Annotated in this window: 23 protein-coding genes; 14 read left to right on the top strand and 9 right to left on the bottom strand. The window is 64.7% G+C overall.

Annotated features, from left to right (window positions below; genetic code table 11):
• The first annotated feature begins 5 nt into the window (after positions 1–5).
• The 3 genes from L6637_RS34225 to L6637_RS34215 all read left to right on the top strand — a co-directional run bounded on the left by L6637_RS34225 (position 6) and on the right by L6637_RS34215 (position 3287).
• Positions 6–1307: a dihydroorotase gene (locus L6637_RS34225; RefSeq protein ID WP_237862555.1), complete on the top strand. Its 1302-nt coding sequence runs from the start codon at positions 6–8 to the stop codon at positions 1305–1307.
• A gap of 35 nt (positions 1308–1342) precedes the next feature.
• On the top strand, positions 1343–1939 hold the full coding sequence (gene plsY / locus L6637_RS34220) for a glycerol-3-phosphate 1-O-acyltransferase PlsY (protein ID WP_237861654.1): 597 nt from the start codon (positions 1343–1345) through the stop codon (positions 1937–1939).
• Positions 1940–2108: 169 nt separating this feature from the next.
• Positions 2109–3287, top strand: coding sequence for a patatin-like phospholipase family protein (locus L6637_RS34215; protein WP_237873407.1), 1179 nt, complete (start codon positions 2109–2111; stop codon positions 3285–3287).
• Here L6637_RS34215 and L6637_RS34210 read toward each other — a convergent pair.
• Positions 3279–4523, bottom strand: a complete 1245-nt coding sequence (locus tag L6637_RS34210) for an amidase (RefSeq protein ID WP_237873406.1) — start codon at positions 4521–4523, stop codon at positions 3279–3281. The genes L6637_RS34215 and L6637_RS34210 overlap by 9 nt on opposite strands.
• Positions 4524–4613: 90 nt before the next feature.
• Between L6637_RS34210 and dprA the strand changes: the two genes are divergently transcribed.
• Positions 4614–5756 carry a DNA-processing protein DprA gene (gene dprA / locus L6637_RS34205; RefSeq protein ID WP_237873404.1) on the top strand — a complete coding sequence of 381 codons (1143 nt, stop codon included), beginning with the start codon at positions 4614–4616 and terminating at the stop codon, positions 5754–5756.
• Here dprA and L6637_RS34200 read toward each other — a convergent pair.
• A complete protein-coding gene (locus tag L6637_RS34200) occupies positions 5753–6163 on the bottom strand; it encodes a winged helix-turn-helix transcriptional regulator (RefSeq protein WP_237861648.1) in 411 nt (136 codons plus the stop codon). The two genes, dprA and L6637_RS34200, sit on opposite strands and share 4 nt — an antisense overlap.
• Before the next feature lie 83 nt (positions 6164–6246).
• On the opposite strand from L6637_RS34200, the gene L6637_RS34195 reads away from it, so the two are divergent.
• The gene (locus L6637_RS34195) at positions 6247–6855 is read left to right on the top strand and encodes an FMN-dependent NADH-azoreductase (protein WP_237873401.1); all 609 of its coding nucleotides are present in this window, start codon (positions 6247–6249) and stop codon (positions 6853–6855) included.
• Between the two features lie 57 nt (positions 6856–6912).
• Here L6637_RS34195 and L6637_RS34190 read toward each other — a convergent pair whose 3' ends face one another.
• Both L6637_RS34190 and L6637_RS34185 read right to left on the bottom strand, forming a co-directional pair.
• Positions 6913–7095, bottom strand: a complete 183-nt coding sequence (locus L6637_RS34190) for a hypothetical protein (RefSeq protein WP_237861646.1) — start codon at positions 7093–7095, stop codon at positions 6913–6915.
• Positions 7096–7272: 177 nt separating this feature from the next.
• Positions 7273–8043, bottom strand: coding sequence for an SDR family NAD(P)-dependent oxidoreductase (locus L6637_RS34185; protein WP_237873399.1), 771 nt, complete (start codon positions 8041–8043; stop codon positions 7273–7275).
• A gap of 121 nt (positions 8044–8164) precedes the next feature.
• Here L6637_RS34185 and L6637_RS34180 point away from each other — a divergent pair, with 121 nt between their 5' ends.
• On the top strand, positions 8165–8635 hold the full coding sequence (locus L6637_RS34180; protein ID WP_237861644.1) for a winged helix-turn-helix transcriptional regulator: 471 nt from the start codon (positions 8165–8167) through the stop codon (positions 8633–8635).
• A 172-nt stretch (positions 8636–8807) separates the two neighbouring features.
• On the opposite strand, the gene L6637_RS34175 is transcribed toward L6637_RS34180, so the two are convergent.
• The gene (locus tag L6637_RS34175; protein WP_237861642.1) at positions 8808–9047 is read right to left on the bottom strand and encodes a hypothetical protein; all 240 of its coding nucleotides are present in this window, start codon (positions 9045–9047) and stop codon (positions 8808–8810) included.
• Positions 9048–9273: 226 nt separating this feature from the next.
• Here L6637_RS34175 and topA point away from each other — a divergent pair, with 226 nt between their 5' ends.
• From topA to L6637_RS34155, 4 genes are read left to right on the top strand one after another with little or no spacing between them, the layout of a single operon-like run.
• The gene (topA, locus tag L6637_RS34170) at positions 9274–12042 is read left to right on the top strand and encodes a type I DNA topoisomerase (protein WP_237873396.1); all 2769 of its coding nucleotides are present in this window, start codon (positions 9274–9276) and stop codon (positions 12040–12042) included.
• Positions 12043–12049: 7 nt separating this feature from the next.
• The gene (gene rnr / locus L6637_RS34165) at positions 12050–14401 is read left to right on the top strand and encodes a ribonuclease R (protein WP_237873394.1); all 2352 of its coding nucleotides are present in this window, start codon (positions 12050–12052) and stop codon (positions 14399–14401) included.
• Positions 14395–14835, top strand: coding sequence for a DUF983 domain-containing protein (locus L6637_RS34160; RefSeq protein WP_237873392.1), 441 nt, complete (start codon positions 14395–14397; stop codon positions 14833–14835). Before rnr ends, L6637_RS34160 begins: the two co-directional genes overlap by 7 nt.
• Before the next feature lie 32 nt (positions 14836–14867).
• Entirely contained in the window at positions 14868–15617 is a 750-nt protein-coding gene (locus L6637_RS34155) for an NUDIX hydrolase (protein WP_237873390.1), read from the top strand.
• 58 nt (positions 15618–15675) lie between these two features.
• Here L6637_RS34155 and L6637_RS34150 read toward each other — a convergent pair whose 3' ends face one another.
• A complete protein-coding gene (locus L6637_RS34150) occupies positions 15676–16218 on the bottom strand; it encodes a hypothetical protein (RefSeq protein WP_237873388.1) in 543 nt (180 codons plus the stop codon).
• A 210-nt stretch (positions 16219–16428) separates the two neighbouring features.
• On the opposite strand from L6637_RS34150, the gene L6637_RS34145 reads away from it, so the two are divergent.
• The 3 genes from L6637_RS34145 to L6637_RS34135 all read left to right on the top strand — a co-directional run bounded on the left by L6637_RS34145 (position 16429) and on the right by L6637_RS34135 (position 20113).
• On the top strand, positions 16429–17754 hold the full coding sequence (locus L6637_RS34145) for an LLM class flavin-dependent oxidoreductase (RefSeq protein WP_237873386.1): 1326 nt from the start codon (positions 16429–16431) through the stop codon (positions 17752–17754).
• A gap of 124 nt (positions 17755–17878) precedes the next feature.
• Positions 17879–18046, top strand: a complete 168-nt coding sequence (gene rpmG / locus L6637_RS34140) for a 50S ribosomal protein L33 (protein WP_057756569.1) — start codon at positions 17879–17881, stop codon at positions 18044–18046.
• A gap of 222 nt (positions 18047–18268) precedes the next feature.
• The gene (locus tag L6637_RS34135; RefSeq protein WP_237873385.1) at positions 18269–20113 is read left to right on the top strand and encodes a tetratricopeptide repeat protein; all 1845 of its coding nucleotides are present in this window, start codon (positions 18269–18271) and stop codon (positions 20111–20113) included.
• Between the two features lie 161 nt (positions 20114–20274).
• Here L6637_RS34135 and L6637_RS34130 read toward each other — a convergent pair whose 3' ends face one another.
• A complete protein-coding gene (locus L6637_RS34130; protein ID WP_237873384.1) occupies positions 20275–21513 on the bottom strand; it encodes an MFS transporter in 1239 nt (412 codons plus the stop codon).
• Between the two features lie 130 nt (positions 21514–21643).
• On the opposite strand from L6637_RS34130, the gene L6637_RS34125 reads away from it, so the two are divergent.
• A complete protein-coding gene (locus L6637_RS34125; protein WP_237873382.1) occupies positions 21644–22249 on the top strand; it encodes a TetR/AcrR family transcriptional regulator in 606 nt (201 codons plus the stop codon).
• Between the two features lie 159 nt (positions 22250–22408).
• Here L6637_RS34125 and L6637_RS34120 read toward each other — a convergent pair whose 3' ends face one another.
• Together L6637_RS34120 and L6637_RS34115 are read right to left on the bottom strand one after the other, a co-directional pair.
• The gene (locus L6637_RS34120) at positions 22409–23782 is read right to left on the bottom strand and encodes a PleD family two-component system response regulator (RefSeq protein ID WP_237861628.1); all 1374 of its coding nucleotides are present in this window, start codon (positions 23780–23782) and stop codon (positions 22409–22411) included.
• A 14-nt stretch (positions 23783–23796) separates the two neighbouring features.
• Positions 23797–24162, bottom strand: coding sequence for a response regulator (locus L6637_RS34115; protein WP_007603272.1), 366 nt, complete (start codon positions 24160–24162; stop codon positions 23797–23799).
• Positions 24163–24220: the final 58 nt, after the last annotated feature.

Below are 24220 nucleotides of genomic sequence, written 5' to 3'. Positions count from 1 at the left end.
TGCCCATGCTGACCGACCGCCGCCCGATCCTGCTCGCCAACGCCCGCGTCGTCGACCCCTCGAGGGATTTCGACGGCCCCGGCGACGTCCTGATTGCCGACGGCATCATCCGCGAGACCCGCCGCGGCATTGGTGCTGCCGGCGTCCCGGAAGGTACCGACGTCGTCAACTGCTCCGGCAAGATCGTGGCCCCCGGCCTGATCGACATGCGCGCCTTTGTCGGCGAGCCCGGCTTCAGCCATCGCGAAACCTTTGCGTCGGCGAGCCAGGCGGCCGCGACCGGCGGTATCACCACCATCATCTGCCAGCCCGAAACGTCGCCGGTCATCGACAACTCGGCGACCGTCGACTTCGTGATGCGCCGCGCACGCGACACCGCGATCGTCAACATCCAGCCGATGGCCGCGCTGACCAAAGGCATGCGCGGCGAGGAGATGACCGAGTTCGGCCTGCTCAAGGCCGCCGGCGCGATTGCCTTCAGCGATGGCGACCGCAGCGTGACCAATTCGCAGGTGATGCGGCGCGCGCTGACCTACGCCCGCGATTTCGACGCGCTGATCGTGCATCACACCGAGGACCCCGACCTCGTCGGCGAAGGCGTGATGAACGAAGGCGAGTTCGCGAGCCGGCTCGGCCTGATGGGCATCCCGAACGCCGCGGAGGCCGTGATGCTGGAGCGCGACATGCGCCTCGTCGCGCTCACCGGCGGCCGCTATCACGCGGCCTCGCTGTCCTGCGTCGACTCGCTCGAGATCCTGAAGCGCGCCCGCGACGCCGGCCTTGCCGTCAGCGCCTCGGTCTCGATCAATCATCTTGCGCTGAACGAGAACGACATCGGGCCCTACCGGTCCTTCCTGAAGTTGTCGCCGCCGCTGCGCAGCGAGGACGATCGCCGGGCGCTGGTCGAGGCGGTGGCCTCCGGCCTCGTCGACGTCATCATGTCCGATCACAATCCGCAGGACGTCGAGGTCAAGCGTCTGCCCTTCGCGGAAGCCGCTCCCGGCGCCATCGGGCTCGAGACCATGCTGCCGGCGGGCCTGCGGCTGGTGCACAATGACGAGCTCGACCTCAAGACGCTGATCCGGGCGATGTCGACACGGCCGGCCGAATTGCTGGGTCTAGCAGGCGGAACCCTGCGCGTGGGCAGCCCGGCCGATGTCGTGGTGATCGACCCTGATGTCCCCTGGGTGGTCGATCCCGCCGACCTCAAATCACCCTGCAAGAACACCCCGTTCGACGAAGCGCGCTTTACAGGCCGCGCCATCAGGACCATCGTCGGCGGACGAACGGTTTACGAGCATGTCTAATGGGCGCTGGTTATGTCAGCCATGGAGAGGCCGCCGTGGGGCTTGATGCATTCCTGCCGGTGGCCTTCGTCATCGGCTACCTCCTCGGCTCGATTCCATTCGGGCTGGTGCTGACCAAGCTCGCCGGCACGCAGGATCTGCGCTCGATCGGCTCCGGCAATATCGGCGCCACCAACGTGCTGCGCACCGGCCGCAAGGGCCTCGCCGCGGCAACCCTGCTGCTCGACGCACTCAAGGGCACCGCGGCGGTGGTGATTTCGGGCTATCTCGCCGGCCCCAATGCCGCGATGCTGGCGGGACTCGGCGCCTTCCTCGGCCACCTCTTCCCGGTCTGGCTCAAGTTCAAGGGCGGCAAGGGCGTCGCCGTCTATATCGGCATCCTGCTCGGCCTGTTCTGGCCGGCAGCGCTGGTGTTCTGCGTGATCTGGCTGGCGACCGCCTTCACCACCCGCTACTCCTCGCTCTCGGCGCTGGTGGCGGCGTTCATCACGCCGCTGTTCCTGTGGTGGTTCGGCCACCTTGCCCTGGCCTCGCTGTCCGCCGTGCTGACGCTGCTGCTGTTCTACATGCATCGCGAGAACATCAAGCGGCTGCAATCAGGAAAAGAAGGCCGCATCGGCGAGAAGGCTTAAGTCCCGCTTTCGAATCCGAGACCGGAAAAAGTACGGATACCGCCGCAGGGCTTCCGCATTATATGCCAAATCCTGTTCGCAACTTTCATCCGACTCGCGGGAGCTAGTGGCGGTCAGGTTCCATGCCTGTCATCCTGACGGTGGACATGGCGTTACGCGGTAGCTCAGAATGAGCGAGAAGATTGACGGCACGCATGATGGTGGTGGCTCGCAGGGCACTGCGGCAAGCCGCCTGCTCTCGCTGACCAACGTCTGGTCGGATGCGCCCTCGCCGCCTCCGGCCCCAGAGCCAGCTCCCGTTCCGCCGCCGCAGCCTGCTCGCATCGCGCAAGCCCCTGTAACGGTCGAGGTGGCACCGAGGCCCGCACCCGTGCGAACGCGTGCGAACCAATGGCCACCGCGAAAACTCTCGTTGGCGCTCCAAGGCGGCGGCACCTTTGCCGCCTTCACCTGGGGCGTGCTGGAGCGGCTGCTGGAAGAGCCGTCCATTGAATTCGACACCATCAGCGGCGCCAGCGCCGGCGCCATCAACGCGCTGCTGCTCGGCTGCGGCCTTGCCGAAGGCGGCCGCGAAGGTGCCCGCAATCGTCTGAACCGGTTCTGGACCCGGCTGATGCACGAAGCCTCGTTCCGCTCGCTGATGCTGGTCGGCGGCTTCTCGCCGGCGGGAAGCTCCGTCGCCTTCGGCCCGACGCTGCGCTCCGGCCAGTTCGATCCGTTCGATCTCGACCCGCTGCGCCAGACGCTCTCGCGCGACATCAATTTTGCCGCCTTGCGCGACGTGAAATGCCCGCAGTTGCTGATCGCGGCGACGCGAATCCGCGACGGCGAGCTGCAGATTTTCGGCAATGACGTCATCACCGCCGATGTCGCGCTGGCCTCGACCTGCCCGCCGCTGGTGCACTGCGCGGTCGAGATCGACGGCGAGGCCTATTGGGATGGGGGCTTCGGCGGCAATCCGCCGCTGATCAAGCTGGCGCAGCAATCGACGACCGCCGACTTGCTCCTCGTCCAGGTCACGCCGACGCGCGATGCTTACGTGCCCATCACGCTCGCCGCGATCGATCGCCGCCTCGACCAGATCGCGGCCAATGCCGCGCTCAAGGCCGAGATCGCCGCCATCGAATGGGCGCAGCCGCACGCAGCGCCAACGCTGCGGCTCTCCAAAATCGTCGCAGAAGACTCGATCGAGGGCCTTGCGCAGCGCTCGTCGACCGATCTCGGCAGCGGCTTCATTCGCACGCTGCACCGAAGCGGTCGCGAGGCCGCCGAGCGCTGGCTCAAGCAAGGCCCGACAGGTACTGAGGCCCAACGCGAGTTGCCCGTGGCCGAACCCGCACTAGCCTGATTTCGCCAGCGCATTCTCCAAGAACCACGCCGCCGCGAGCGCGCCGGGATCGTTGCCAAAGCGCGCGATCACCTGCACGCCAACAGGCAGGCCTCCGACCTTCATCACCGGCACGTTGACGCAAGGATTGCCCATCAGCGTCCACAGCCGGTTGTATCGGGGCGAGCCGGTCGAGGCGAGCTCCTTGGCCGGCGCCGTGCCCGGCGCGGAATAAGTGAGCAGCACGTCGACACCCTCGAACAGTTCAGCCATCTCGCGACGGGCGCGGCGGGCGATGCGGCGCGCGTCGTCGTACTCCTTCGGTGTCAGTCCGACGGTCTCATCGAGACTGCCGCGCAGCAGCGGCGCGATCTCGTCATGATGCTGGTCAAACTCCCAGGCGAGCGCGCGATGCGCCTCAAAATCCTGGATGATGGGATGGATGCGCCAGGCTTCCTTGACCGCTTCGGGCAGATCGACGATCTGCACGCTGGCCCCCGCCTTCTCGGCCGCCTTGATCGCGGCGAGCAAGCCCTCCTCTGCCGCCGGCTCGACGGCGTCGGCAAACTCCTGCCTGACCACGCCGATGCGCGGCGACTTCGCCGCGACGATGCCGGAGAACTCGGTGCGGCCGGTCATCCCCAAAAGTCCGCGCGCGAGGTCCTCCGCGCGCGATCCGAACAGGCCGACCGTGTCGAGCGCCCACGAATAGCATTTGACACCGACCGTCGGCAGCATACGGAACGACGGCTTGATCGCCGCAGCTCCGCAATAGGCGGCAGGCCGGATCACCGAGCCCCCGGTCTGGGTGCCCAGCGCCAACGGGATCATGCCGGCGCCGACCGCGGCCGCCGATCCGGAGGACGAACCTCCCGGCGTATGGCCGGGATTGTGCGGATTGAGCGTCGGCGTCGGATCGCGCGAGGCGAACGCCGTGGTCGTGGTCTTGCCGATGATGGTGGCACCCGCCCGCTTCAGCATCATCACCACAGCCGCATCCGCGCGCGGCTGCCAGCCTCGATAGATCTCCGAGCCCATCTCGGTCGGCATATCGGCGGTGTCGATGATGTCCTTGATGCCGACCGCGATACCGCGCAGCGGTCCGGAGGCCTGCGCTTTCGCCGATTTGTCGTGACGAACGAAGGCGCGAACGTCCTTCTCCCTGGCCTCGATCGCCGCATGCGACTGGGCGATCGCCGCATCGGGCGAAAGCTCGCCAGCTTCAATGCGGCGCTGGAGATCGGCAAGTGAAATCATGGCAATACCCTTGTTATTGGCATCGCTTTTAGCATTGCGACAAGGCCGCGCAAGCGCATGCCACGCTTGCTCACGCCTTCAGGTTGTTCCATGCTGCCTCTACAAGGAGACACCGTGGACGCCATCAATCCGAGCAGCGAGCTGACCGAGCAAGAGCGGATCGACCGCCTGCGGCTGATCCGCACGGACAATGTCGGGCCACGTACCTTTCGGTCACTGGTCGAACATTTCGGCACGGCGCGTGCGGCGCTGGAGCGGCTGCCGGATCTGGCGCGCCGCGGCGGCGCACAGCGATCCGGCCGCATCTGCAGCGTGGATGATGCGAAGGCCGAGCTCGCCGCAAGCCGCAAGTTCGGCATCGCCTGGCTCGCACCGGGCGAGGACGGATATCCGGCGCGGCTCGCGACGCTCGACGATGCCCCGCCATTGCTCGCCGTACGCGGCGACGTCGCAACGCTGATGCGTCCGATGATCGCGATCGTCGGCTCGCGCAATGCCTCCGGCGCCGGCCTGAAATTCGCCGGGCAACTCGCGCGCGAGCTTGGCGAAGCCGGCTTCATCGTCATCTCCGGCCTTGCCCGCGGCGTCGACCAGGCGGCGCATCGCGCCAGCGTCGAGAGCGGCACCATCGCGGTGCTCGCCGGCGGCCACGACTGCATCTATCCACCAGAGCATGGCGATCTGCTCAGCGCGATCCTCGATCACGCGGGCGCAGCGATCTCCGAAATGCCGCTCGGCCATGAGCCGCGCGCCCGCGACTTCCCCCGCCGCAACCGGCTGATCTCGGGCGCATCGCTTGGCGTGGTCGTGGTGGAAGCCGCGCACCGCTCGGGCTCGCTGATCACCGCGCGCATGGCCGCCGAACAGGGCCGCGAGGTGTTCGCGGTCCCCGGCTCGCCGCTCGATCCGCGCGCCGCCGGCACCAACGATCTGATCAAGCAGGGCGCAACGCTCGTCACCGAAGCGTCCGACATCATCAACGCGGTTCAGCCGATCATGGAGCGGCCGTTGATGAGGCCTGCGAGCGAGCCCGACGGCGAACCGTTCGAGAGCGATCCGCAAGGACATGACCGCGATCAGATCACCGGCCTGCTCGGCCCCGCCCCCATCTCGATCGACGATATCGTGCGGATGTCCGGCGCCTCGCCCGCGATCGTGCGCATGGTGCTGCTGGAGCTCGAGCTCGCCGGTCGGCTCGAGCGCCACGGCGGCGGACTTGTGTCGCTGCTCTAGCCGCCGTTCCGCTCGTCAAACCGCGTTCTTGCCGCCGCGATCTGGTCCTGGTGGGTCATCGCCCACTCGCCCAGTGCCTTCACCGGTTGCTGCAATCCGCGGCCGAGATCGGTCAGCTCGTAGTCGACGCGCGGCGGAATGGTCGGGAAGATCGTGCGCGTGACGAGGCCGTCGCGCTCGAGCCCGCGCAGCGTCAAGGTCAGCATCCGCTGCGAGATGCCGTTGATCATGCGCTTGAGCTCATTGAAGCGCTTCGGTCCGTCGCTGAGCATCATGATGACGAACACGCTCCATTTGTCCCCGACGCGCGCGAGGATCGAAGCGACGCTGCGGCAGTCGGAATGGTTGGGATCCGGCCTCCGCTCGGCAGGAAAATCGATGTGTGTCGGTTCCAAAGATGTGCCCATGGCTCAAAAAAGTGCGTTCTTGCGGGAGTTTTGACAGTCACTCATGTAGTGCGGGTTACAAATCTATACCATGGGTGACCCCAATGAAACTCCTCCATATCGACTCCAGCGTCCTCGGCCCCCACTCCGTCTCCAGGCAGGTTTCTGCCGCCATCGTCGACCGGCTCAGACAGGCGACGCCCTCGCTCGACCTCGTCTACCGTGACCTGACCCAGACCCCGCTCGCGCATCTCTCCGGATCGCATCTGGCGGCCGCCCAGGGCGCGCCGGCGCCGGCGGAACTCGGACCCGACCTCGCGGCGAGTGCGGCCGTGCTGGACGAGTTCCTCGCGGCCGAAATCGTCGTGATCGGCGCGCCCATGTACAATTTTACGATTCCAAGCCAGCTCAAGGCCTGGATCGATCGCGTGCTGGTGGCGGGGAAGACCTTCAAATATGACGCCAATGGTCCGCAGGGCCTTGCCGGCGGCAAGCGCGTGATCGTGGCGATCTCGCGTGGCGGCTACTACGGTCCGGGCACTCCGGCAGCCTCACTCGAACATCTCGAAAGCTATCTGCGCGGCGTGTTCGCGTTCATGGGCATCACCAACCCCGAATTCATCGTCGCTGACGGAATCCAGGTTGGCCCCGACCATCGCGAGAAAGCGTTGGCCGGCGCGCTCCAGGCGGCCACCTCCTTGCGAGCGGCGTAAGGCTGCGCCGACGACAGCCGCTGCCGGACCCCGGCGGCGGCTGAAAGATCGACAAAGCTAAAACCAGGCGCCCTGCACGCCGAGGATCACGGCAACGAGCGACATGAGCAAGCCGATGCCCGAGAATATGGCAACCCCAATGAATTCCGACATGTCGGAGTGCCTGGCGGGAACTGCGGAACGTTCAGTGTAAATACGCGGGTCTGAAATCGGAGCAAAAATGCGTGCTGCTTTCGGCATAACGGGCTCCCTTTAATGGGTCTTATGACCCCCTGCCCGTAGAAAGGTCTTGGCAGCGCACGCGAAGGTTCAACGCATCACGCAAGGTTCAGAAAATACATCTCGCAAGACGCGGGAACCGGCCGGCGCAACCATTTTCGGCGCACCAGCCGATTCAATTTTCACTTCACTTGATCATCAGCGATAGATCGGCGCACCGCTCGGCGAGGCCACCGCGCCGCCGTCGACGAAGATCTCCTGTCCCTGAATGTGCCCGGCATCGTCGGAGGCGAGGAACAGCACCGTCTTTGAGATGTGATCGGGTTCACCAATGCGGCCGAGCGGCGTCGCGAGCCCGATGCGCTTCTCGAACGCCTTCTCCGCGTCGGGCGTTGCAATCGCGGCGCCCCAGATCGGCGTGCGGATCGCACCCGGCGCAACGACATTCACGCGGATGCCGCGCGGCGAGAGTTCCGAGGCCATGATCCGCGCCATCGCCCGCACACCCGCCTTCGCCGCGCCATAAGCGGAGTAGCCGGGATTGCCGAGCACTGAGATCACCGATCCATTGAGGATGATCGAGGCGTTGTCGTTGAGATAAGGCAGCGCCGATTGCACCGTGAAGAACACGCCGGTGAGATTGGTGCTGATCACCTTCTCGAACATCTCACGCGTCGTCGAGCCGAGCGGTGTGCCGCCGGGGATGCCGGCATTTACAAACAAGATGTCGAGCTTGCCGAACTTGTCGGTGCCCTTCTTGATCGCAGCTTCGGTCGCGGCGATGTCGGTCGCATCCGCAGCGAGCGCGATCGCGTTCGGGCCGAGTTCCCTTGCGGCCGCCTCCAACGTTTCCTTGTTGCGCCCTGTGATGATCACCTTCGCGCCCTCGGCCACGAACAGCTTTGCCGTTGCCAGGCCAATGCCGCTATTGCCGCCGGTGATCAGTGCCGTCTTGTTCGTCAGCCTCATGTTCGCCTCCAGTGGTTGCATAATGAAACTATGTTGCCATCTAGGCCGAATGGTTTTATGATGCAACCACACATCCGCGTGATCCGCCCCAACATCGTGCGAACGCGATAGGACCAGGACGATGGTGAAACGAACGAGCTTTGAGGGTGATGGCTGCCCGATCGCGCGATCGCTGGAGGTGATCGGCGATTGGTGGTCACTCATAATCATCCGCGATGCGATGCTCGGCTTGCGTCGCTTCGGCGAGTTTCAGAGCAAGCTGGGCGTGGCCAAGAACATCCTGTCCGCGCGGCTGCGATCAATGGTCGACCACGGCATTCTGGAAACAGCCCCCGCCTCCGACGGCAGCGCCTATCAGGATTATCTGCTGACGCCGAAGGGACGCGGCCTGTTCCCAATCCTGGTCGCGCTCCGGCAATGGAGCGAAGAGTTCGACGATGCGCCCGAGGAGATCGACACCATCATGATCGATCGTGCCAAAGGCCGTCCGGTGAAGAAGCTCGAGCTGCACGCCGAGGATGGACGGTTGCTCAGCCTCGCCGACATCACGCTGAAGCCGCGGCCGGCACCGCGGCGGCGGTCGGCGGGATAACTATCGTACCAGTCGCTCTGTGGCAAAGCCGTGACCAAACACTCGATGTCATCGCCCGCGAAGGCGGGCGATCCAGTATTCCAGAGGCGGTCGTGATTCCCCGATAAGCTGCGGCATACTGGATTCCCCGCCTTCGCGGGGAATGACGAATGTTGTGGAGTGACAGCCACCCTCACGACAGCTTCCGCTTGCTCCGTAGCCGCAAATGCTCGTCGGCCTCGAGCTTGGTCATGCCCAGGAGATAATGGAGCACGTCCAGCTTGTGGCGCTCGGCGAGCTTGCGCAAGCTGGCGACCTGCTCGGCAATGAAGGCAACCGCCTCATCAGCCCCGCCCTCGCCCGGTTCCTCGTTGCGCGAAACTGCTTGTGCGCCCGACGCGGCGCGCGCCCGCTTCTTCTCTGGCTTTGCCACCAGCCCCACCCGAATCCATGCCCCGCGGGGACATTACGCCGATAGCGGCCGCAACTCCAAGGTGGTAATTTGCAACTTTCTCGATATGAAACTTTTCCCAATCCGCGGGCTTTCAACACCCTTCGATTTGACAGGACCCGCCCCACCACCCATGTTCGGGACGAAACGGCCGACCCGAATCTAGAGGAAATCGGCCCAATATTTCCCCGTAAGTTACTGGAACTACATGAATATCGTCATTGTGGAGTCGCCGGCGAAAGCCAAGACGATCAACAAGTATTTGGGCTCGTCCTATGAGGTTCTGGCCTCATTTGGCCATGTCCGCGACCTCCCTGCGAAGAACGGTTCCGTCGATCCCGACGCCAATTTCAAGATGATCTGGGAGGTCGACCCCAAGGCGGCCGGCCGGCTCAACGATATCGCCAAGTCCCTGAAGGGTGCCGACCGCCTGATTCTGGCGACCGACCCTGATCGCGAGGGCGAAGCCATCTCCTGGCATGTGCTGGAGGTGATGAAAGAGAAGCGCGCGCTGAAGGATCAGAAGATCGAGCGCGTGGTGTTCAACGCCATCACCAAGCAGGCCGTCACCGACGCGATGAAGAACCCGCGCCAGATCGATGGCGCCCTGGTCGACGCCTATATGGCGCGCCGGGCGCTGGACTATCTGGTCGGCTTCACCCTTTCTCCCGTGCTGTGGCGCAAGCTGCCGGGCGCCCGCTCGGCGGGCCGTGTGCAGTCGGTGGCGCTGCGCCTCGTCTGCGACCGCGAGCTCGAGATCGAGAAGTTCGTGCCGCGCGAATATTGGTCGCTGATCGCGACCCTGCTGACGCCCCGCGGCGATGCCTTCGAGGCGCGCCTCGTCGGTGCCGACGGCAAGAAGATCCAGCGCCTCGACATCGGCAGCGGCGCTGAGGCCGAAGACTTCAAGAAGGCGCTGGAACTGGCGACCTACGCGGTGACCGCGGTCGATGCCAAGCCGGCGCGCCGCAATCCGCAGGCCCCCTTCACCACCTCGACCTTGCAGCAGGAAGCCAGCCGCAAATACGGCTTTGCGCCGGCGCACACCATGCGCATCGCGCAGCGCCTTTATGAGGGCATCGACATCGGCGGCGAGACCACCGGACTCATTACTTATATGCGTACCGACGGCGTGCAGATTGATCCCTCTGCGATCACCCAGGCGCGCAAGGTAATCGGCGAGGACTATGGCAACGCCTACGTCCCGGATGCACCGCGCCAGTATCAGGCCAAGGCCAAGAACGCCCAGGAAGCGCACGAAGCGATCCGCCCGACCGATCTTTCCCGCCGCCCCGACAGCATGAGCCGCAAGCTCGATGCCGATCAGGCGCGGCTCTATGAGCTGATCTGGAAGCGCACTATCGCCAGCCAGATGGAATCGGCCGAACTCGAGCGCACCACCGTCGACATCACGGCGAAGGCCGGCGGTCGCACGCTGGAGCTGCGCGCCACCGGCCAGGTCGTCAAGTTCGACGGCTTTCTGGCACTCTATCAAGAAGGCCGCGACGACGAGGAAGACGAGGACTCCCGCCGCCTGCCCGCGATGAGCCCGAACGACGCACTCAAGCGGCAGTCGCTTTCCGTCACCCAGCATTTCACCGAGCCGCCGCCGCGCTTCTCGGAAGCATCGCTGGTCAAGCGCATGGAAGAGCTCGGCATCGGCCGGCCCTCGACCTATGCCTCGATCCTCCAGGTGCTGAAGGACCGCGGTTACGTCAAGCTGGAGAAGAAGCGCCTGCACGGCGAGGACAAGGGCCGCGTCGTGGTGGCGTTCCTGGAGAGCTTCTTCAGCCGCTACGTCGAATACGATTTCACGGCCAATCTCGAAGAGCAGCTCGACCGCATCTCCAACAACGAGATCTCCTGGCAGCAGGTGCTGAAGGATTTCTGGACCGGCTTCATCGGCGCTGTCGACGAGATCAAGGATCTGCGCGTCGCACAGGTGCTCGACGTGCTCGACGACATGCTGGGCCAGCACATCTATCCGCCGCGCACGGATGGCGGCGACATCAGGCAGTGCCCGAGCTGCGGCAACGGCCGGCTCAATCTCAAGGCCGGCAAGTTCGGCGCCTTCGTCGGCTGCTCGAACTATCCGGAGTGCCGCTACACGCGCCAGCTCGCCGCCGACAGCGAGACCACCGCCGACCGTTCGCTCGGCCAGGATCCGGAGACGGGTCGCGATGTCTGGGTCAAGGCCGGCCGCTTCGGCCCCTACATCCAGCTCGGCGAGCAGAAGGATTATGAGGAAGGCGAGAAGCCGAAGCGCGCAGGCATCCCCAAGGGCACATCGCCCAGCGATATCGAGCTCGAGCTTGCGCTCAAGCTCTTGTCGCTGCCGCGCGAGATCGGCAAGCATCCCGAGACCGGCCAACCGATCACGGCCGGCCTCGGCCGCTTCGGGCCGTTCGTGAAGCACGAGAAGACCTATGCCAGCCTTGAGGCCGGAGACGAGGTCTTTGACATCGGCCTCAATCGCGCGGTGACGCTGATCGCGGAAAAGGTTGCCAAGGGCCCGAGCCGTCGCTTCGGCGCCGATCCCGGCAAGGCGCTCGGCGATCACCCCTCGCTCGGCACCGTCACCGTGAAGAGCGGCCGCTACGGTGCCTATGTCACCGCGGGCGGCGTCAACGCGACGATCCCGGCCGAGTTCGAAAAGGACACGGTGACGCTGGCACAGGCGATCGCACTGATCGACGAGCGCGCCGCCAAGGGCGGCGGCAAGGCCAAGACAACCAGCAAGACGGCAAAGAAGGCTGCGAAGCCGGCCAAGGCCAAGAAGACTGCAGAGAAGGCCGCGGACGGTGACGACACCGCGCCGAAGCCAAAGAAACCGGCCGCGAAGAAAACCGCGGCCAAAACCAAAACCGAATCCACCAGCAAGGCGCGCGCAGGCGTGGCGTCGACGGCAAAGACCTCGGCGACCAAGTCAGGTGGCGCAGCCAAAGCTCCGGCCAAGAAGAGTGCCGGCACCAATTAGAGGTTAAGTGAAACGCAAGAATGACCATGGCTTTCCCGACAGGCAAGCCATCGTCGCCTTCATCAAGGCACATCCAGGAAAGGTCGGAACCCGCGACATCGCGCGCGAGTTCGGCCTGAAGAACGCCGATCGCATCGAGCTCAAGCGCATTTTGCGCGAGCTTGCCGACGACGGCACCATCAAGAAGAAGCGCCACACCGTCTCCGAGCCGGACAGCCTGCCGACGACGCTGGTCGCCGACATCACAGGCCGCGATTCTGACGGCGAGCTGATCGCCTCCCCCAGCGAATGGGACGAGGTGGAGAGCGGCGAGCCGCCAAAGATCCTCATCACGATGCCGCGCCGGCCGAAGCCGGGTACCGCCGCCGGCGTCGGCGACCGCGCACTGCTGCGGGTCGAGCCGACCAACGAGAACGAAGGCCCGGCCTATCGCGGCCATATCATCAAGGTCTTCGACAAGACCAAGAGCCGCATTCTCGGGGTCTTCCGCAGTCTGCCTGAAGGTGGCGGACGGCTGGTCCCTGTCGACAAGAAGTCCGCCGACCGCGAGCTGAACATCGCAGCCGCCGACACGCGCGGCGCGCAGGACGGCGACCTCGTGAGCGTCGACATCGTCCGCACCCGTAGTTTTGGGCTGGCTTCGGGCCGGGTCAAGGAGAAGCTCGGTTCGGTCAAGTCGGAGAAGGCGATCAGCCTGATCGCGATCTACGCCCACGACATCCCCTTGCAGTTCTCCTCCGCCGCCGAGCGCGAGGCGGAAGCGGCGGAGCCGGCTAACCTTAGGGGACGCGAGGACTGGCGCGACGTGCCGCTCGTCACCATCGATCCGCCTGACGCCAAGGATCACGACGACGCGGTGCACGCGCAGGCCGATCCCGATCCGAACAACAAGGGCGGCTTCATCGTCGACGTCGCCATCGCGGATGTGAGCTTCTACGTGCAGCCGGGCACCGCGCTCGATCGCGCCGCGCTCGACCGTGGCAACTCGGTCTATTTCCCCGACCGCGTCGTGCCGATGCTGCCCGAGCGCATCTCCAACAATCTCTGCTCGCTGGTGCCGGGCGAGCCGCGCGGCGCGCTCGCGGTGCGGATGATCATTGCGCCCGACGGCCGCAAGCGCTCGCACAGCTTCCATCGCATCCTGATGCGCTCAGCCGCCAAGCTGAGCTACGCGCAGGCACAAGCCGCGATCGATGGACGGCCTGACGACACCACCGGCCCCCTGCTCGATCCGATCCTGAGGCCGCTCTATGCAGCCTATGCCTGCGTCAAGCGGGCCCGTGACGAGCGCGATCCGCTCAATCTCGATCTGCCCGAGCGCAAGATCCTGCTGAAGAGCGACGGCACGGTCGACCGCGTCGTCGTGCCCGAGCGCCTCGATGCGCACAAGCTGATCGAGGAGTTCATGATCCTCGCCAATGTCGCGGCGGCCGAGATGCTGGAGAAGAAATCGCTCCCGCTGATCTACCGCGTGCATGACGAGCCGACGCTCGAAAAAGTCCACGCACTCTCGGAATTTTTGCAAACGCTCGATGTTCCCTTCGCCAAATCAGGCGCGTTGCGCCCGGCCCTGTTCAACCGCGTGCTGGCGCAGCTTGAGGGCCACGACCACTTCCCGCTGGTGAGCGAGGTGGTGCTCCGCGCCCAGGCGCAGGCGGAATACTCCTCCGAGAATTACGGGCATTTCGGCCTGAATTTGCGCCGCTACGCGCATTTCACCTCGCCGATCCGCCGCTATGCCGACCTCGTCGTCCATCGCGCGCTGGTCCGCGCATTGGGCCTGGGCGAAGGCGCCCTGCCCGACAGCGAGACCGCGGAATCGCTCGGCGAAGTCGCCGCGCATATTTCGCTGACCGAGCGGCGTGCGATGAAGGCGGAGCGCGAGACCGTCGACCGCCTGATCGCCCATCACCTCGCCGACCGTATCGGTTCGACTTTCCAGGGCCGCGTCTCCGGCGTCACCCGCGCCGGCCTGTTCGTCAAGCTGAGCGAGACCGGCGCCGACGGCCTGATCCCGATCCGATCCCTCGGCACGGAATATTTCAACTATGACGAGAGCCGCCACGCGCTGATCGGCACGCGCAGCGGTACCATGTACCAGCTCGGCGACGTCGTCGACATCAGGCTGATCGAAGCGGCCCCCATCGCCGGCGCGCTGCGTTTCGAGTTGCTGTCGTCCTCAAGCGAGACGAGCCCGCGCGATCGCAGGCGACCCGGCCCGCAACGCCGTCCCTCGTTCAAGGCGCATCCGGGCCGCAGTCCGGATAAAAAACGCAAGCCGTCAAAGCCAAAGCCCGGCAAGAAGGGCAAGGGTAAGAACAAGGGCAAGAGCAAGGGCAAGAAGGGCAAGGCATGGTGACCATGAGCACGGCGCCAAAAATCTGGACGCGCGAGACCGGCCTCATCGAGAAGCGCGATCTCTGGGCCGCGATGAAGCGCGGCTTTCGCGGCCGCTGCCCGCGCTGCGGCCAGGGAAAGCTGTTCCGCGCCTTCCTCAAGACGGCGGACAATTGTGCAGCTTGCGGCCTCGACTTCACGCCGCACCGCGCCGACGATCTGCCCGCCTATCTCGTGATCGTCATCGTCGGCCACATCGTGGTGCCCTCGATCCTCTGGATCGAGACCAATTACACGACGCCGGTCTGGCTCAGCTTCGTGGCCTACCTGCCGTTCACCTTCTTTGCGTCGCTCGCCCTGCTGCAGCCGGTGAAGGGAGCTGTGGTCGGCTTGCAATGGGCTCTGCGCATGCACGGGTTTGACGAGAACCCGCCTGATGGTATTCCGCCTGTGTAAGCACAATAAGCAAGAACAGTCCGGGTGAGGATATGAGCGACACGGCGCAGACGACCGAGAAGGCAAAAGTCCACGAGGAGAAGGAAGCCGATCACCATCCCTATTTCCGCCCGCGGGATGCGGCGACGCTGATCCTGGTCGATCGCAGCGGCGGCACTCCAAAGGTGTTGGTCGGCAAGCGCCACGACAAGGTGGTGTTCATGCCCGGCAAATTCGTCTTCCCAGGCGGCCGCGTCGACAAGGACGATCACCGCGTGCCGTGTGCTGCCCCCATCACCGCCGAGCTCGAAGCCAATCTCGCCAAGGGCAGCCCGAAGACGCCGGCCTCGCGCGCCAAATCGCTGGCGATTGCCGCGATCCGCGAAGCCTGCGAGGAGACCGGCCTCTGCCTCGGCCGCAAGAATGAAGGCAAAGCAAAACTCGAAGGCCCCTGGAAGCCGTTCGCCGATGCTGGCCTCCTGCCCGATCCCTCCAGCCTGTTCCTGATCGCGCGCGCGATCACCCCGCCCGGCCGCGTGAAGCGGTTCGACACGCGCTTCTTCACGGCAGATGCCTCCGCGATCACCCACCATGTCGAGGGCGTGATCCATGCGGATGCGGAGCTGGTCGAACTGGTCTGGGTCGAACTCGGCTCAAAGCCGCTCGCCGATCTGCATCCCATGACACGGAATGTCCTCAACGAGCTCGACACGCGTCTTGCCGCCGGCCCGCTGCGTCACGATGCGCCGGTGCCGTTCTTCCACTTCTACGGCGGCAAGATGCAGAAGGATGTCTTGACGTAGCGTTTTCAAGCGAAGTGGCTACCGGTTCGCGTGAAGAAAACGCGTCAAAACAAGACTTTCAATCCGCGTCCGGCTCCGTGCCGACATAATCGCGCGCCGGCAAATTCAGGGCACGCCCGAGCTCCTGAGCAAGCTGGTTGGCGTCCTCGCGTTTGGTGAAGCTCATCAGCGAAATCGCTTCGGTGCCCTTGTTGCCGCAGAGATTGACGTCGTAGGTGGTCAGTTGAGGATCATAGTCGTCGGTGATGCTGATGAAGTGATAATCGGCGAGATCACGGGACTTTCGAAAATTCAGCGGGCCGAACTGCCTGGTGACGACGATCTGGCGCAGCGCCTCGTTGAGCACGACGAAGGTGCGGAAGGTCAGCAGGATCAGGCCGGGAATGCCGACGAGCAGCCCGAGACCCGAAAACACCAGCACCGGCACGAGATCGTCGGCCAACCGGCCGAAGCCGGAGAAATCCTGGCGCAGCCCGAGCGCGACATTCCAGAGCAGATAGCCGCTGGCCGCCAGCAGCGGCAGCGAGAGCAGCCGGCCGAACCACGGCATCGGCCGGTCGATCCGGACGATGCTGCCGTCTACGGTCATTGCGCTGGCCATGTCATGCTTTCCTGCGGTTCATGGCTTGGTCGGATCGACCGGCCGATTGGTTCGAGAGCCGCCCCGCTCTCGTCCCCTCATGGCCCTCAATGACGCGATTGTGCTGAGCGTGTCGCGAAAAACAAAAAATTCTTCTTAGCCATCCCAATGGCGGAGTTCCCCGGCGTGCCTATGTGTTTGCGAACGACATCAAGAACGGACCAGGGCGCGATGGCACAACGGCAACTCAAGCTTGGCGCGTTCATGCGCCCGATCAGCATCCACACCGGCGCCTGGCGCTATCCCGGGGCCTGGCCCGACGCTAACTTCAACTTCGGTCACATCAAGCAGCTGATCCAGAAGCTCGAGGCCGGCAAGTTCGACGCCTTCTTCATGGCCGATCATTTGGCCGTGCTGAACATGCCGGTCAATGCGCTCAAGCGCAGCCACACCGTCACCTCGTTCGAGCCGTTCACGCTGCTCTCGGCGCTCTCCGCCGTCACCGAGCGCATCGGCCTGATCGCGACCGGCTCGACCACCTTCGACGAGCCCTATCACGTCGCCCGCCGCTTCGCCTCGCTCGACCATCTCAGCGGCGGCCGCGCCGGCTGGAACATCGTCACCACCTCCAACCCGGATGCGGCGCTGAATTTCGGCCTCGACGACCACATGGAGCACGCCGAGCGCTACAAGCGCGCCCGCGAGTTCTACGACGTCGTCACGGGCCTCTGGGATTCCTTCGCCGACGACGCCTTCGTGCGCGACGTCGAGAGCGGGCTGTTCTTCGATCCCGCAAAGATGCACGTGCTCGACCACCAGGGCAAATATCTGAAGGTGCGCGGCCCGCTCAACATCGCCCGTCCCGTGCAGGGCTGGCCGCTGATCGTGCAGGCCGGCGCCTCCGAAGACGGCAAGCAGCTCGCGGCCGAGACCGCGGAGGCGGTGTTCACCGGCGGCGGCAGCCTCGCCGACGGACAGAAGCTCTATGCCGACATCAAGGGCCGCATGGAGAAGATCGGCCGCGACCCCGAACACCTGAAGATTCTCCCCGGCGCCTTCGTGGTGGTCGGAGACAGCGTCGACGAGGCGAAGGAGAAGCGCGCGCTGCTCGACAGCCGCGTGCACTACGACAGCGCCATCGCGTCGCTCTCCGTCATCCTCGGCACCGATGCCTCCGGCTTCGATCCTGATGGACAGCTGCCCGACATCCCCGAGACCAACGCCAGCAAGAGCGGCCGCCAGCGCATGGTCGACCTCGCCCGGCGCGACAAGCTCACCGTGCGCCAGCTCGCCCAGCGCGTCGGCGGTTACGGCGGGCTGTCCTTCGTGGGCACGGCGAAAACCATCGCCGACCAGATGGAGGAATGGCTGGTCGGACGCGGCTCCGACGGCTTCAACATCATGTTCCCGTTCCTGCCCGCCGGCCTCGACGATTTCGTCGACAAGGTCGTCCCGGAGCTGCAGAAGCGCGGGATTTTCCGCAAAGAGTATGAAGGCGCCACTTTGAGGGAGAATCTGGGCCTTCCGCGGCCGAAAAACCGCTTCTTCGAGGCCTAATGGGCCCGATTTGAGTGGTTTTCCAGCCCTAAAACCTTGACATCAGGCGGTTTCTGGCTAGGTTGCCGGCCAACGCGGGCCGTTTGGCCGGCTCCAGATTCCCCAATTTTCTGAGGTTCAGAACATGGCCAAAGCGGTCACCATCAAGGTCAAGCTCGTGTCCTCGGCCGACACCGGCTTCTACTACGTCGCCAAGAAGAATTCGCGCACCATGACCGACAAGCTGGTCAAGAAGAAGTACGATCCCGTCGCGCGCAAGCACGTCGAGTTCAAGGAAGCCAAGATCAAGTAAGATCGGCGATAGCGATGAGTTTTGCGGGGCCCTTTCGGGCCCCGTTTTCGTTCGGGGCCCAATCTCTCCACACGTCATTGCGAGCATGGAGTGGCAGCACGCGCCCCTCTCCTGTCCCGGACGCGCAGCACGCCGCCAGCCTCGCGAAATCCCGGTATGGTTAGAAGGAGTAGCCTCGCGGCCTTCCATTGCGGGGTGGATACTCCTCCACTCTAACCGTCCATGAATCGCAGAGAGCGCCGAGCCACCGCGGCCAAACATTCCGGAAAGGTCACGCCGGCCGCACTCTGCGAGGCCGGCTTTGCGCATCTCCAATCGGGATGCATTGCCGAAGCCGAGCTGTCCTGCCAGCAGGCGCTGACGCTCGACGAGCAGCATCCGGATGCTCTTCACCTGCTCGGGGCGCTCTGCTTTCACGCGCAACAGCCTGATGCCGCCGTGGAATGGATTGGCCGCGCCGTCCAACAGGCGCCGAAGGCAGAATATCTCCTCAGCCTTGCCACGGTGCTGGAACGACAGGGCCGGCTCGAGGACGCTCGCCAGCATTTCAGCAAGGCCTCGAGTCTCAAACCCGATGATGCCAGCCTCTGGAATCACATCGGCAATCTGCTCTGGCAACTCGGGCACAAGGACGAAGCCGCAAAGCATTTGCAGCAGGCCTTGAAGCTCAATCCGAATTACTGGGAAGCCGCGCACAATGGCGGCATGCTGCTTCTTGAACTCGGCCGGCATGCGGAAGCCGTCGAATGCTTTGATGTCACCGAGAAACTGAATCGAACTTCCGCAGCCCTGCATCAGATGCGCGCCGTTTGTCTCTCCGCGCTCAACCGCTTCGACGAAGCGGAGGCCGACTACGAAAAGTCCATCGCGCTCGATCCGAACCTCGCGGAGACGCACAACAATCTCGGCCTCTTGCATTGGCGCTTTGGCCGGCTGGAACAGGCCTTTGCCTGCTTCGATCGGGCGCTGGCGCTTCGCCCGGATTCCCATGCCGTGCTCAACAACAAGGCCGTGGTGTTGCTGCACCTGCAAATGCTGGACGAGGCTTTCGCGACCCTGCACAGATCGCTCGCGGCCGCCCCCGACGATGCGCAGACGCTGTTCTATCTGGCGACGCTTCAGCTCCTCACCGGCGATTTCGAGCGCGGCTGGCCCGCTCGCGAGGCGCGCTGGAGATTGCCGTCAGTCGGCCTGGTCGATCGCGGCTTTTCAAAACCGCTCTGGCGCGGCGAGCGGCCGCTCGAAGGCAAGACCATCCTGCTGCACTCCGACGAGGGGCTAGGCGATGCGATCCAGTTCGCCCGCTATGTGCCGATGGTGGCGGCATCAGGCGCGCGCGTCATCCTGGAGGTCGAGCCTCCGATCCAGCAGCTTCTGGGCGGCATCGAAGGAGTCGCAGAATGTGTCGGCCGATCGTCGACGCCAGCCTTCGACCTGCACTGCCCCTTGGGAACGCTGCCGCTGGCATTCGGGACGCGGTTCGATACGATCCCGCTCGCGCAAGGCTATATCCCTGCCCCGCCGGCAGCGCGCGTAAAGGCATGGCAAGACCGGCTTGGCCCCCACGATCGCTTTCGCGTCGGCCTGGTCTGGGCGGGCAACCCTGATCACAAGAACGATCACAACAGATCGATGGCGCTGCGCACGCTCGCGCCGCTACTTGATTGCGACGTCCAGTTCGTCTCCCTGCAAAAAGGCGTACGCGATCAGGACCGTGCCTTCCTCGCCGAACGCCGTGACATCGTCGACCTCACGGAGCAGCTCACCGATTTCAGCGAAACAGCGGCGCTGATCTCCTGTCTCGATCTCGTGATCTCCGTCGACACCAGCGTCGCCCACCTCGCCGGCGCGCTTCGAGCCCCCGTCTGGACGCTGGTGCCCTTCAATCCTGATTGGCGCTGGCTGCTCGAGCGCGATGACAGCCCGTGGTATCAGTCGATGCGGCTGTTCAGGCAAACCCAGCGAGGCGACTGGACTGGCGTCGTGGAGAACGTTCGCGACGAATTGGAGGGCCGGGTTTCAGCGTGGCGGTCAAAGCAGGATCAGGCTTTGCTCCTGCCGGTGTGATCAAGTCACCACCGCTCGTGTCCCGGACTCGCTGCAGCCTAGGCGATGCGCGACATCGTCCGGCAACGCTGCTACGCGGGGCCGAATTTTCTGATCCGTCATCCTGAGGTGCGAGCCACGCGGCGCAGTTGCGCGGAGGTGACGATGAAATACCAAGTGACTCAGGCCGTCCGCATCACCGGCGCCGGCGGCTGCGACGGCCTGATCAGCGCGAACGCGACCTGGATGACGCCGCCGGCAAGGCCGAGCGCGACGCCGATGCGCCAGGCCATGCTGTAGGAGCCGAGCGCGTCGTAGATCAGCCCTCCTCCGTAGGCGCCGAGGAAGCTGCCGATCTGATGGCTCATGAAGGCGAGGCCCTGGATCATGGCCTGCCAGCGCAGGCCGAACATCTCGGCGACGGCTCCCGCAACCAGCGGGCCGACGCCCATCCACAGAAAGCCCATGATGGCGCCGAACAGCAGCGTCGAGAACGGCGTCGCCGGCAGCATGAAGTACCAGGCGAGCGCCAGCGAGCGCAGGACGTAGATCGCCCCTAACAGCGCGAGCTTGTTCCAGCGCTGGCCGGCCCAACCGAAGAACAGCGAGCCCAGCACGTTGAAGCCGCCGATCATGCCGAGCGTCTGCGCGCTGAGCATCGGATCTAGGCCGCAGATCGCCAGATACGACGGCAGATGCGTGGTGAGGAACACGAGCTGCATGCCGCAGACGAGATAGGCGCAAGTCATCACCACGAAGGCGGCATTGCCGAACGCGGCCTTCGCCACGGATGCTGCCGTGGCATCGCCGAGGTCGTCAGCGGATGGCTTCGGCAGCGGAATGGCATCGACGCGACCGGCATACCACGCAGCGGGGATCATCAGCACCGACATGACGACGAAGCCGGCAAGGCCGATACGCCAGCCAAAACCTTCATTGAGCACCTGCCCGATCGGGGCCGACAGCAGCGCGCCGAGCGAGCCGGCGCCGGAGACGATGCCGAGCACGGTCGAGCGCACTGTTGCAGGGACCGCGCGCGCCGCCACCGACATCGCGATCGCCGCAGCCGTGCAGGCCAGCGAGGTGCCGATCAGCACGCCGGCACCGATCATGATGCTGACGAGACCGTTGGCGGTCGCCATCAGGATGAGGCCGACAATGTACATCAGCGCGCCCACGATCATGATCGGGCGGAAGCCGAAGCGCACCGTCATCGCGCCGGCGAGCGGCTGGAGGAAGCCCCAGGCGAGGTTTTGAACCGCAAGCGCCAGCGTGAAGTCCGATACCGAGAGGTGGATGTCGTGCGTCAGCGGCTGCATGAAGATGCCGAGCGATTGCCGCAGCCCCATGCTCAGCGTCAGCATGATCGAGGCGCCGATCAGGATCGGCAATGTCGGACGCAGGACCTGCAACAGGGGCATTTTTGTTCTCCCTCATGGGCGCTTCAGGCGCGCCGGCATCCGCATTTCGCGTTGATTTTGATTACACAGACCTGTGTAATTAGTCTATAAGAGGCCGGCGCTGTCAAGCCAACAGGACGCATCACGACGCATGGCTCCCCCGCCCGCCCCACAGACGATGAAAGAGCGGATCCTTCAGACCGCCGACAAGCTGTTCTATCTGCAGGGCATTCGCGCCATCGGCGTCGACACCATCGCAGCCGAGATCGGCATCTCCAAGCGCACGCTCTACAACCACTTCCCGTCCAAGGATGCGCTGATCGCGGCCTATCTGGAGCGCCGCTTCGTCAGCGCCCGCCCCTCCGACAGGCCGCCGGTCGAGCAGATTCTCGGCACCTTCGATTCGCTGGAGCGGCGTTTCTCAGCCAAGGATTTTCGCGGCTGCCCGTTCGTGAATGCGGTCGCCGAGCTCGGCCCCACGGACCGCGCCGTGAAGAAGATCGCCATCGCCTTCAAGGAAAGCCGCCGCGTCTGGTTTCGCGAACGGCTGAACGAGCTAGGGGTTGCGGAAGCAGATGCGCTCGCAACGCAACTCGTGCTGCTGGTCGACGGCTCGATCGCGCAGGATTTGGTGCGCGACGATCCAGCGATGGCGCGGGCAGCCAAGGAAGCGGCGAAGGTGTTGTTGCGGAATGCGGGGGTGGATGTGGGGGGTGATGCGAAGCCGGCCGTGAAGGGCAAGCGCGCGCCGCAATAACCGCTGTCGCAGCATGCCCAGATGTCATCACCCGCGAAAGCGGGTGATCCAGTATTCCAGAGGCAGTTGTGATTGAACGAGAGGCTGCGGCGTACTGGATTCCCCGCCTGCGCGGGGAATGACAGCGGAGGGTGTGGCGCTAGCGACTGCACACGACTATCACGCCGCCTGCGACACCACCCGATTGCGCCCATCGTGCTTGGCACGATACAGCGCCATATCAGCACGCTTGAGGACGTCGGCGACCGCCTCGCCCTTCTGCTCCAGCGTGGTCAGGCCGATCGAGATCGTGACCTCGACCCGCTTGGTGCCCTTGTGGATGGCGAAGGGCTCGCCGGCAATCGAGCGGCGCAGGCGCTCGGCGACCATGCCGGCGACGTGGAGATCGGTCTCCGGCATCACGATGACGAACTCCTCGCCGCCGTAGCGGCAGGCCAGATCGATGCCGCGGATCGACTTGCGCACGCGCACCGCGAACTCGCGCAGCACGTCGTCGCCGCCGTCGTGGCCGAAATTGTCGTTGATCGACTTGAAAAAGTCGATGTCCAAAATCATCAGCGCCAGCGGCTTGCCGCGCGTGGATGCCTGCTCGGCGAGCGTTGCCAGATGGCTTTCCATGTAGCGGCGATTGTGCAGGCCGGTGAGCGCGTCGGTGATCGCCATCTCGATCGAGTTCTGCACGTTGTCGCGCAAATGATCGGTGTAGCGGCGGCGGCGAATTTGGGTGCGGGCGCGCGCCAGGAGCTCGGTCTTGTCGATCGGGCGCAGCAGATAGTCGTTGACGCCGATCTCCAGGCCACGCAGCAGCCGCGTGGAGTTCTCGGCTTCCGCAATCGCCAGGATCGGCACGTGACGCGTGCGCTCCAGCGAGCGCGCCTGGCTGCACAGCCTGAGGCCATCGAAATTGTTGAGGTCGAGCGAGACGATCAGGAGATCGTAGTTGCCCTCGGCCGCGTGGAACAACGCTTCGGTCGGATTGGGCTCGACGTCGACGGTGTGCTCGGCGGCGAGGATCGTCGCCAGCCGCTCGTAGGACGACGCGCGATCGTCGACCAAGAGGATGCGACCGCCCTTGCCGGTGTCGGCCACGGCACTGCGCTCGGGCGCCTGCATGCCGATCTCGAGCGAGGTGATGGCGCGCATGCGCAGCTCGTCCGTCATCATCTTCAGTCGCGTCAGCGAGCGCACGCGCGCGATCAATACGACGTCGGAGACGGGTTTTGTCAGGAAATCGTCGGCACCGGCCTCGAGACCGCGATTGCGGTCGGCGGGGCTGTCGAGCGCGGTGACCATCACGACGGGAATGTGGTGCGTGGCCGGATCGGTCTTGAGGCGGCGGCAGACCTCAAAGCCGTCCATGTCGGGCATCATCACGTCGAGCAGGATGATGTCGCATTCGGCGCGGCGGGCCAGGGCCAGCGCTTCGGTGCCGTTCGAGGCGGTCATCACGTCGAAATATTCGGCCGAGAGACGGGCTTCGAGGAGTTTGACGTTGGCGGGAACGTCATCGACGACAAGGATACGCGCGGACACTTTGAACTCACTTCCTATCCGATAAAACGCCGGACCGTCTCAATGAATTTGCCGACCGAGATCGGCTTGGACAAATAGGCTTCGCAGCCGCCCTCGCGGATGCGCTCTTCGTCGCCCTTCATCGCGAAGGCCGTGACCGCGACGACGGGAATGGAACGCAGCTCCGGATCGTCCTTGATCCAGCGCGTCACCTCGAGGCCGGAGACCTGAGGCAATTGGATATCCATCAGCACGAGGTCGGGCCGCATCTTGCGGACGAGGTCGAGCGCCTCGTAGCCGTTGCTGGTGCCGGTGGTCTGGTAGCCGTGCGCCTCCAACAGGTCGCGGAAGAGCTTCATGTTGAGCTCGTTGTCTTCCACGATCAGGACGGTCTTAGCCATCCCGCCCTCCTGTTTGGTCCAAAGACCGATGCATGTGACGCCTCAGGCGCCGCTTTCC

It is taken from the genome of Bradyrhizobium zhengyangense (assembly GCF_022012435.1).
GTDB lineage: Bacteria > Pseudomonadota > Alphaproteobacteria > Rhizobiales > Xanthobacteraceae > Bradyrhizobium > Bradyrhizobium zhengyangense.
The sequence above is the reverse complement of the archived record's forward strand: the minus strand, read 5'-3'. Positions and strand labels throughout refer to the sequence as shown.

Coding starts and splice junctions, on each gene's coding strand:
- L6637_RS34225 (WP_237862555.1), top strand. CDS start 6: ATGCTGACCGACCGCCGCCCGATCCTGCTCGCCAACGCCCGCGTCGTC.
- L6637_RS34215 (WP_237873407.1), top strand. CDS start 2,109: ATGAGCGAGAAGATTGACGGCACGCATGATGGTGGTGGCTCGCAGGGC.
- L6637_RS34210 (WP_237873406.1), bottom strand. CDS start 4,523: ATGATTTCACTTGCCGATCTCCAGCGCCGCATTGAAGCTGGCGAGCTT.
- dprA (WP_237873404.1), top strand. CDS start 4,614: ATGCTGCCTCTACAAGGAGACACCGTGGACGCCATCAATCCGAGCAGC.
- L6637_RS34200 (WP_237861648.1), bottom strand. CDS start 6,163: ATGGGCACATCTTTGGAACCGACACACATCGATTTTCCTGCCGAGCGG.
- L6637_RS34195 (WP_237873401.1), top strand. CDS start 6,247: ATGAAACTCCTCCATATCGACTCCAGCGTCCTCGGCCCCCACTCCGTC.
- L6637_RS34190 (WP_237861646.1), bottom strand. CDS start 7,095: ATGCCGAAAGCAGCACGCATTTTTGCTCCGATTTCAGACCCGCGTATT.
- L6637_RS34185 (WP_237873399.1), bottom strand. CDS start 8,043: ATGAGGCTGACGAACAAGACGGCACTGATCACCGGCGGCAATAGCGGC.
- L6637_RS34180 (WP_237861644.1), top strand. CDS start 8,165: ATGGTGAAACGAACGAGCTTTGAGGGTGATGGCTGCCCGATCGCGCGA.
- topA (WP_237873396.1), top strand. CDS start 9,274: ATGAATATCGTCATTGTGGAGTCGCCGGCGAAAGCCAAGACGATCAAC.
- L6637_RS34160 (WP_237873392.1), top strand. CDS start 14,395: ATGGTGACCATGAGCACGGCGCCAAAAATCTGGACGCGCGAGACCGGC.
- L6637_RS34155 (WP_237873390.1), top strand. CDS start 14,868: ATGAGCGACACGGCGCAGACGACCGAGAAGGCAAAAGTCCACGAGGAG.
- L6637_RS34150 (WP_237873388.1), bottom strand. CDS start 16,218: ATGGCCAGCGCAATGACCGTAGACGGCAGCATCGTCCGGATCGACCGG.
- L6637_RS34145 (WP_237873386.1), top strand. CDS start 16,429: ATGGCACAACGGCAACTCAAGCTTGGCGCGTTCATGCGCCCGATCAGC.
- rpmG (WP_057756569.1), top strand. CDS start 17,879: ATGGCCAAAGCGGTCACCATCAAGGTCAAGCTCGTGTCCTCGGCCGAC.
- L6637_RS34135 (WP_237873385.1), top strand. CDS start 18,269: ATGAATCGCAGAGAGCGCCGAGCCACCGCGGCCAAACATTCCGGAAAG.
- L6637_RS34130 (WP_237873384.1), bottom strand. CDS start 21,513: ATGCCCCTGTTGCAGGTCCTGCGTCCGACATTGCCGATCCTGATCGGC.
- L6637_RS34125 (WP_237873382.1), top strand. CDS start 21,644: ATGGCTCCCCCGCCCGCCCCACAGACGATGAAAGAGCGGATCCTTCAG.
- L6637_RS34115 (WP_007603272.1), bottom strand. CDS start 24,162: ATGGCTAAGACCGTCCTGATCGTGGAAGACAACGAGCTCAACATGAAG.